9 protein-coding genes and 1 pseudogene are annotated in these 7380 nt (G+C 65.3%); 4 read left to right on the forward strand and 6 right to left on the reverse strand.

All coding sequences use genetic code 11. The features are described 5' to 3' along the window. Both ACRDUX_RS01540 and ACRDUX_RS01545 read left to right on the forward strand, forming a co-directional pair. Positions 1–788, forward strand: a 788-nt coding sequence (locus ACRDUX_RS01540; RefSeq protein WP_526410344.1) for a glycoside hydrolase family 16 protein, incomplete at its 5' end; no start/stop codon positions are given. Positions 789–925: 137 nt separating this feature from the next. Beyond that, positions 926–1168, forward strand: coding sequence for a hypothetical protein (locus ACRDUX_RS01545; RefSeq protein WP_526410345.1), 243 nt, complete (start codon positions 926–928; stop codon positions 1166–1168). Between the two features lie 143 nt (positions 1169–1311). Here ACRDUX_RS01545 and ACRDUX_RS01550 read toward each other — a convergent pair whose 3' ends face one another. After that, entirely contained in the window at positions 1312–1629 is a 318-nt protein-coding gene (locus ACRDUX_RS01550) for a hypothetical protein (protein WP_526410347.1), read from the reverse strand. 278 nt (positions 1630–1907) lie between these two features. On the opposite strand from ACRDUX_RS01550, the gene ACRDUX_RS01555 reads away from it, so the two are divergent. Continuing rightward, positions 1908–3188 (forward strand): KasA/KasB family beta-ketoacyl-ACP synthase, encoded by a 1281-nt coding sequence (locus tag ACRDUX_RS01555; protein ID WP_526410349.1) that lies wholly within the window; start codon positions 1908–1910, stop codon positions 3186–3188. A gap of 17 nt (positions 3189–3205) precedes the next feature. On the opposite strand, the gene ACRDUX_RS01560 is transcribed toward ACRDUX_RS01555, so the two are convergent. Continuing rightward, positions 3206–4570 carry a WS/DGAT/MGAT family O-acyltransferase gene (locus tag ACRDUX_RS01560; protein ID WP_526410351.1) on the reverse strand — a complete coding sequence of 455 codons (1365 nt, stop codon included), beginning with the start codon at positions 4568–4570 and terminating at the stop codon, positions 3206–3208. Positions 4571–4763: 193 nt separating this feature from the next. Here ACRDUX_RS01560 and ACRDUX_RS01565 point away from each other — a divergent pair, with 193 nt between their 5' ends. Beyond that, positions 4764–5351, forward strand: coding sequence for a TetR/AcrR family transcriptional regulator (locus tag ACRDUX_RS01565; protein WP_526410353.1), 588 nt, complete (start codon positions 4764–4766; stop codon positions 5349–5351). Here the strand turns inward: ACRDUX_RS01565 and ACRDUX_RS01570 are convergent. The 4 genes and pseudogenes from ACRDUX_RS01570 to ACRDUX_RS01585 all read right to left on the reverse strand — a co-directional run. After that, the gene (locus ACRDUX_RS01570; protein ID WP_526410355.1) at positions 5348–5656 is read right to left on the reverse strand and encodes a cytochrome C oxidase subunit IV family protein; all 309 of its coding nucleotides are present in this window, start codon (positions 5654–5656) and stop codon (positions 5348–5350) included. The two genes, ACRDUX_RS01565 and ACRDUX_RS01570, sit on opposite strands and share 4 nt — an antisense overlap. 4 nt (positions 5657–5660) lie before the next feature. Beyond that, complete coding sequence (locus ACRDUX_RS01575) at positions 5661–6245, reverse strand: cytochrome c oxidase subunit 3 family protein (protein ID WP_526410357.1); 585 nt, start codon at positions 6243–6245, stop codon at positions 5661–5663. Continuing rightward, complete coding sequence (locus ACRDUX_RS01580; protein WP_526410359.1) at positions 6245–6994, reverse strand: hypothetical protein; 750 nt, start codon at positions 6992–6994, stop codon at positions 6245–6247. The genes ACRDUX_RS01575 and ACRDUX_RS01580 overlap by 1 nt, the downstream gene beginning before the upstream one ends. Positions 6995–6999: 5 nt before the next feature. Continuing rightward, positions 7000–7380: pseudogene (locus ACRDUX_RS01585) on the reverse strand (hypothetical protein); the annotation flags it as partial.

Below are 7380 nucleotides of genomic sequence, written 5' to 3' on the forward strand. Positions count from 1 at the left end.
CTGCTGCGCTGCCCGTCCCCGTGGCGCGCGCCGTGCCCTCGGGATCGCCGCCGCCCCTGGCGCCTCCGCCCCAGACGGCGACCCCGAACTTCCTCTTCCACGACGAGTTCGACGGTCCGGCCGGTTCGGCTCCCGACCCGGCGAAATGGGCGATCTCAACGGCGCGCGAGACCATCAAGAACCCGGTGTTCTGGGACCGGCCCGAGAACATGGGGCAGTACCGCAACGACCGCAGGAACGTCTTCCTCGACGGCAAGTCCAACCTGGTCATCCGTGCCACGAAGGAGAACGGCAAGTACTTCGGTGGCAAGCTCACCGGCAACTGGCGGGGAGGCATCGGCCTCACGTGGGAAGCGCGGGTGAAGTTCGACTGCCTGACGCTGGGCAGCTGGCCGGCGTGGTGGCTGTTGAACGACGACCCCGTTCGCGGCGGTGAGGTCGATCTCGTCGAGTGGTACGGCAACGGAAACTGGCCGTCGGGGACCACGGTCCACGCCCGACTGGACGGGACGTCATTCGCCACCCAGCCGTTCGACGTGGACAGCGCGTGGCACGTCTGGCGCTGCACGTGGAATGACACCGGGATGTACTTCTGGCGGGACTACGTCGCCGGCGCGGAGCCGTACTTCTCGGTCCCCGCCAACTCCCTCGACGACTGGCCGTTCAACGACCCCGGCTACCAATTGACGCCGATGCTCAATCTCGCGGTCGGAGGCTCGGGTGGCGGCGATCCCGCCGGGGGTACCTATCCGGCGGACATGCTGGTCGACTGGGTGCGCGTGTGGTGACGGCGCCGTAGAGCTGCGGCTCCCCTCCCGCGCCCCCACTGTCGCGAACGACACACTGCCCGCCCCTCGGAATAAATACGACCGCTTTCGTCGATGTAGTTGACGGACTAGTGGAAGTAAAGATGAGGAGTGTCCAGATGCTTAAGTCAAGTAGCACAAAGATGTTCGGCGTCGCCGCCGCGGGCGCGATGGTGACTTTGGGGATCGTCGGCGCAACGATCGCGCACGCTGCACCGGGTGCCGTGGCCGACTCGACGATGTCGACGGGTACCACCAGCACGGTGAGCACCGCGCCGCACGCGCCACTGATTCCGGTGGCAGTGCCAGCCATCAAGGGGCCCGCACCGCTTCCCGTCGAAGAGCAGGGGTTGCCTGGCTGAGCCAGTGTGACGACGTGGAACCTCGCTGGCCCTGACGCTCTCGTAGCGTCAGGGCCAGTTCCATGTGATGGGTCGGCTGCCTGACGGTCTCAATGGGATGAGCGGCTGTGTCACAAAGCCTTTGAAGCCCTACCGAGCGACGCTTACCGGCTCGGTTTGCGGCAGGCCTTCGTGGCGCCCAGCCCTCGCGGGAAGTCGCCGAGCGATAGCCGCCTTCGGTACCGCCGGTAGGCGTTGCCGCGCGCGATGCCCAACACGGAGCCGATCTCACCCCACTGAACCTGCTGATCCCGCGCCGCGTCCACGGCGCCCTGCAGCTCCCGTTCGGCGTCTTCGATGAGCTCTGTGGATTGCGTGCGCTTCGTTGCGACTACCCGGTCCATGGCTTCGGATATGTGCTGTAGTGCCGCCGTGGGTTGCGCGCCGGGAACCGAACCCGCGCGTGTCGCGATATCGGTCATTTCATAGCCTCCTGTGTATCTGCAAACATTATCGTTCAAAAACACGCATTCGTCGACCGCCAATATTTTGAATTGACCACAGGTGAGAGCCGTCATACTCCGATGAATGATCTTGATGCAGTGTTCTCAGCAATTGGAAGACCGATTGCCAAATTGATACGTTGACGACTCGTTTGTGTGACTGACGGAGCTTTCGCGAATTCGAAACCGAATGAAAGTCGAGTCCGTGATTCACCGTGCTGGGCCGGGGGACCCGCCCCGTGTGCACGGCGGATGGCGTGGACGGCACAATCGGTATCCACACGCAAAGGGAGGTTCAGGTGCTTGGCGAGGTTCCCGACGTGGTCATCACCGGAGCGGCGATGACCACCGCGCTGGCAACCAACGGCGAGGACACCTGGTCGGCCCTGGTCGGCGGTCGCAGCGGCATCCGCGCGTTGTCGGGTCCCTACTTCGAGGAACTGGATCTGCCGGTACGCATCGGAGGTCAGCTTCTCGAGGACTTCGACTCCGAACTGAGCCGCGTCGAGCTGCGGCGCCTGTCCTACCTGCAGAAGATGGCGGTGGTGCTGGGCCGCCGCGCGTGGCTGGACTGCGGGGCGCCCGAGATGGACCCAACCCGCCTGGCGGTGTCGGTGGGCGCTGGATTCGGTAATGGCGAGGAAATGATCCTCAGCTACATCGGGATGCGCGATCGGGGCATGAAGGCAATCTCGCCCCTGGCGGTCCAGATGTTCATGCCCAACGGGCCCGCCGCGGCGATCGGGTTGGATCGGGCGGCCCGAGCGGGGGTCACGGCGCCGCTGATGGCCGACGCGTCGGGCGCCGGAGCGATTGCCCAGGCCTTTCAGCAGATCGTGTTCGGTGACGCCGACGTCGTCATCTGCGGTGCCGTCGAGTCTCCGATCGAGGGTGTCCCGATCGCGGCCTATTCCCAGATCGACGGGGTGATGTCGGCGGACAACGACGATCCCGCGGGTGCCTGCCGCCCGTTCGACCGCGACCGCACCGGCATGGTCCTCGGCGAGGGCGGGGCGCTGCTGATCATGGAGACCGAGGCTCATGCGAAGGCCCGTGGTGCACGCATCCTTGGCCGGGTGCTCGGCGCGGCCACCACATCGGACGGCTTCGACGCGATGGTCTCCGATCCCGACGCCGAACAGGAAGCCCACGCCCTGACACGCGCGATCGAACTGGCCGGCCTGGCGCCCACCGACATCGATCTCGTCATCGCCAGCGCCGCAGGCACCGTCGACGGTGACCTGGTGGAGGCCGCCGCACTGCAGAAGGCGCTCTGCGGCCACCGTCCCGCGGTCTACGCGCCCAAGGCGGCCCTCGGCAACACCTTCGGGGCCGCTGGCGCCATCGAGTCGGTGCTGGCGCTGTTCGCACTTCGTGACGGGATCGTGCCGCCGACCTTGAACCTGAGCCACCTCGACGGGCGGGTCGAACTCGACGTGGTCACCGGCGAGCCCAGGCGATCCGACTACCGTTACGCGGTCAACGACACGTTCGCCTTCGGCGGCCACAACGTCGTCCTCGTCTTCGGGAAGTACTGACGCGCGAACTCGGGCCTTCAGATGCCGACGGCCCGCTCCAGGTCGGCGAGCGAATCCTCCAGGTGCATCAGCAGTCGCTGCAGGTGTGGCACGCTGCGGCGGCACCCGACGAGACCGAAGTCCAGATTGCCTGCGTTGTTGGTCAAGGTGATGTTCAGTGCCTGGCCATCCAACGCGATCGACAGCGGATAGTTGCCGTCGAGCCGGGCGCCGTTCCAGTACAGCGGCTCTGAAGCACCAGGAACATTGGAGATGACGATGTTGAACGGCGGCGGCACGGAGGAGACGAACCCGGGCACCACCCCCAGCGCGATCCCCGACATCAGGAACGCCGACAGTGCCAGCGCCTGCGTCCGCGGCAGCTCGGCGAACACCTTCTTGTTCTCGCTCATGGACGTGTTGATCGCGTCGAGTCGCTTGGCGGGGTCGTCGACGTCGGTGGCCAAATTGCACAGGATGGTGCCGACCATGTTGCCGCCGGCGTCCTGTTCGTCCTTCGAACGCAGGCTGATCGGCACCATCGCCACCAGCGGCGTGTCCGGCAACGCGTCCTGCTCGACGAGGTATGCGCGCAGCGCACCAGCGCACATCGCCAGCACGACGTCGTTGACGGTGACGCCCGCCGCGGACTTGACGGCCCGAATCCGGGCCAGCGGCCATGACTGCGCAGCGGCGCGCCGGGCTCCGCCGATCGGGACGTTGAACATGGTCTTGGGCGCCCGGAACGGAAGGGTCAGTTGTTGCTCGACCAGGGCGGCCCTCGCCACCGACAGGGTGGAAGGTGCAAGGGACGCAAGCGAACCGACCGTATCGGTAATGGTCTGAAAGACCGAGCGCGACGGTTCTGAGTCCTTGCTCCTCGGTGTGGGGCCAAGTGTCCATGGCACCCGGATCTCGCGGTCATCGGGGTCCGAGGTCATCGACCGGATGGTGAGGCGCTGTGCAGAGACCCCGTCGAGCAGCGAATGGTGGATCTTCGTGTACACCGCGAAGCGGCCGTCGCTGAGGCCCTCGACGAGGCTCGTCTCCCACAGTGGGCGATGCCGGTCGAGCAGTGTGCCGTGCAGCCGCGAGACCAGCTCGAGCAGGTCGCGCACCCGGCCGGGGCGAGGCAGAGCGGACCGGCGCAGGTGGTAATCGATGTCGACGTCGTCGTCGAACGCCCAGGCGACGTTGGAGATACCGCCGAGCATTCGGCCAGGGTGCTTGCGGAACGTCGGCTGGAAGTCGTCGTTCTTCGCGAGCGTCTCGTACATGTCCCGGATGAAGTCGGGACCCGAGTCTTCGGGCGGCGCGAAGAGCTGCAGGCCCGCGACGTGCATCGGGTGTTCACGGGTTTCGCCGATGAGGAACATCGAATCGGTCGGCGAGATCAGCTTCATGGGCGTGACGGTACCCACACCGATTGCGGTTCACTCGTCTCATCGGCAAATACACAGGGGAACGTCACGAGGTGGCTGGCTGGCGCCGCGGGACGCTTCCCGGGAAGCCCTTGGCGCCGAGAGGAACTGGTCGTCGGCGGGGCGACGTGCCCGGGATCGGCCGGCGCGCTCCCGTCTCGGCTAATCTGGGCGGGTGGCGACCGAGGATGCGCTGGCTGACCGACCGTTTGGAAGCATTGCGCGCACCCGCCCGCAGCAACGCATCTTGACGGCCGCGCTCGACCTCATCGGCTCGCATGGCGTCAGCGGCACCTCGCTGCAGATGATCGCCGACGCCATCGGCGTCACGAAAGCGGCGGTCTATCACCAATACAAGTCCAAGAGCGAGATCGTCATCGCGGTCACGGAGAACGAGTTGGCGATCCTGGAGGACGCGTTGATCGCCGCAGAGGCCGACCCCCGGCGTCAGCAGGCGCGTAGGACGCTGCTGATCCAGCTGATCGACCTCGCGGTGACGCGGCGCAAGTGGGTGGGCACCCTGACCAGTGATCCGGTGATCATCCGAATCCTCGGTGAGCACCCACCCTTTCTCAGCTTCATGAGCCGGTTGTACGGGGTTCTGCTCGACGAACGCGACGACACCCAGGCCAGGGTGGCGGCGGCGATCATGTCCGCGGCCATCGCGGGTTCCGTCGTCAATCCGATCGTCTCCGACCTCGACGACGAGGTGCTGCGGACCAATCTGATCGCGCTCATCCCGCGCCTGTTGGAGCTGGACTAAAGGAGGTAGATCCCGAGGATTGCCACCCATAGGACGGAGAGCCACGCGTCGGTGGAGGCCTTCAGCCACCCGGGCGCGGTGCGGACCTCCATGAAGTACCGAATGATCAACCGGCCCTTGACGAACCCCAGCAGGATCACGGCGAGGGTGATCGGAACGCTGGCCACCGCACCGCTCCCGGAGTGCCCGGGCGCCAGCCACCACGACACAATCGTGATGGCGCACAGGATGATCCAGACATAGGTGATGGGGCGTGTCGACGCAGAATCCGGCACCTCGGAAGCGGTGGTGGGCGTTGTCGTCACCGGGTCACCTCATCACGTAGAGCAGGCCGAAGATGACGATCCACAGCAGATCGATCATGTGCCAGTAGGTTGCGCCCGATTCGATCATCGACATTCGGCGACGGCGTGGGTTGCGTAGGTCGCGCACCACGATCCCGAGGATGACGAGGCCCAATGCGACGTGGAACAGGTGCACCCCGGTGAGCATGTAATAGAACGTGAAGAACTCGTTGCTCGTGATGGTGTTGCCCCTGGCGATCTCGCTGGCCCATTCGTAGCCCTTGATCGCGATGAACAGCACCCCGCACAAACCGCCGGAGTAGGTGAGTCGCAGTGCCTGACGGTGTGCACCTGCGCGGGCGGTGTGCACGCTGCGCGCGACGAACCACGAACTGGTGAGCAACACCAGCGTATTGAGCGCGCCCACATTGAGATTGAGGTGCTGCTGCGATTGCAGGAACTGCGCCGGGTGCATGGCCCGGTAGATCATGTAGATGACGAAGTAGGCCCCGAAGATGAAGAGGTCGCCCAGCACCATGACCCACATGTGGCCGTCGCCGGGAACGTGTGTCGCCCGCGCCGGAGCGTCGTTGTCGGTTGCGACGGTCATCAGTCCAGCGCCGGCTCGTCGGTCGGCTGCAGCTCGTTGGCCTTCTTGAGGAACATGATCACGCAGCTCAGCCAGATGCCGAACACCACCGTGCCCATCCAGAAGGAGATCGAGCCGTTCCAAGCGAAGGGGCCTGCCTTCGAGAAGAACACCGGTACGGCGAGGATCTCGGTGACGATCTGCCAGACCGTCACGTAGGCAAGCCATTTGGGAAATATCTCGTTGCGGTCGTAGAGGATCGCGATGGCGAACGCGAAGTAGGCCGTCGTGAAGCATCCCAACGAGCCGACATAGGACAGCAGGCCGAGGTCGTAGAGCAGCGCCATCAGCTCTGGATCGCGATCCGGTCGCAGCGTCGCGGTGAGGAAGCAGAAGGAGACCAGGAGGCAACCCGGCAGTGCGCCGACCGCCATCGAGCCGATATAGGCATAGGCCAGAACGGAACCCGCCGTCATGCGCTTCATGTGATAGGCCACGATGCCGTTGGCGACCCCGGCTCCGCCGACGATGAGAATCAGCAGTCCGAAGCCGATCTTGATCGTGGTGGAGTGGTCGAGGAAGAACCGGGTCATCTGATCTTCGGTGATGTCCGGCCGCGGTGGCGGCATCACCCTGGCCAGGGCGAAGAAGATTACGCCGAATGCCATGTAGAACGCTGGCACGATCCAGAAGACCAGCCAGACGTCCCGCTTGCCCGCCTTCGGTGGCTGGACGGGGGCCGAACTCGGCGCGCTGCCCGTCGAGATCACGCTGCTCACGCGCTGACTCCCTCCTCGACGGCCTGACGTTGCAGTGCACCGCGTAGGACGAAGAACATCACGATGATGAAGAGCGCATACGCGCCGTTGCGGAAGTAGAACGACACCAGCCCGTTCCAGGCCAGCGGACCGGTGGTGAAGATCGCCGCGCCGACGGCGGGCGCCATCAGCAGCGCGGTGACGATGCAGAAGTGGCCCGCCCACCTGGGAAACACCGGATTGGGTCCGTCGTCGAAGTAGATGGCCAGTGCCAGAAGCAGATTCTGCCCGACGAGCATGCCGACCGGCGCGATGAAGATGACCCACGCCATGTCGTTGAGCAGCATGACGAGCTCGGGGCTGCGGTCGGGCCGGAAGGCGGCGACGAGGTAGTAGAT

The sequence above is a fragment of the Mycobacterium sp. genome (genome assembly GCF_050701675.1).
In the GTDB taxonomy this organism is placed as follows: Bacteria; Actinomycetota; Actinomycetes; order Mycobacteriales; family Mycobacteriaceae; genus Mycobacterium.

Excerpts from the sequence above, each read along its gene's own strand:
- ACRDUX_RS01545 (WP_526410345.1), top strand. The coding sequence starts at position 926 with ATGCTTAAGTCAAGTAGCACAAAGATGTTCGGCGTCGCCGCCGCGGGC.
- ACRDUX_RS01550 (WP_526410347.1), bottom strand. The coding sequence starts at position 1,629 with ATGACCGATATCGCGACACGCGCGGGTTCGGTTCCCGGCGCGCAACCC.
- ACRDUX_RS01560 (WP_526410351.1), bottom strand. The coding sequence starts at position 4,570 with ATGAAGCTGATCTCGCCGACCGATTCGATGTTCCTCATCGGCGAAACC.
- ACRDUX_RS01575 (WP_526410357.1), bottom strand. The coding sequence starts at position 6,245 with ATGACCGTCGCAACCGACAACGACGCTCCGGCGCGGGCGACACACGTT.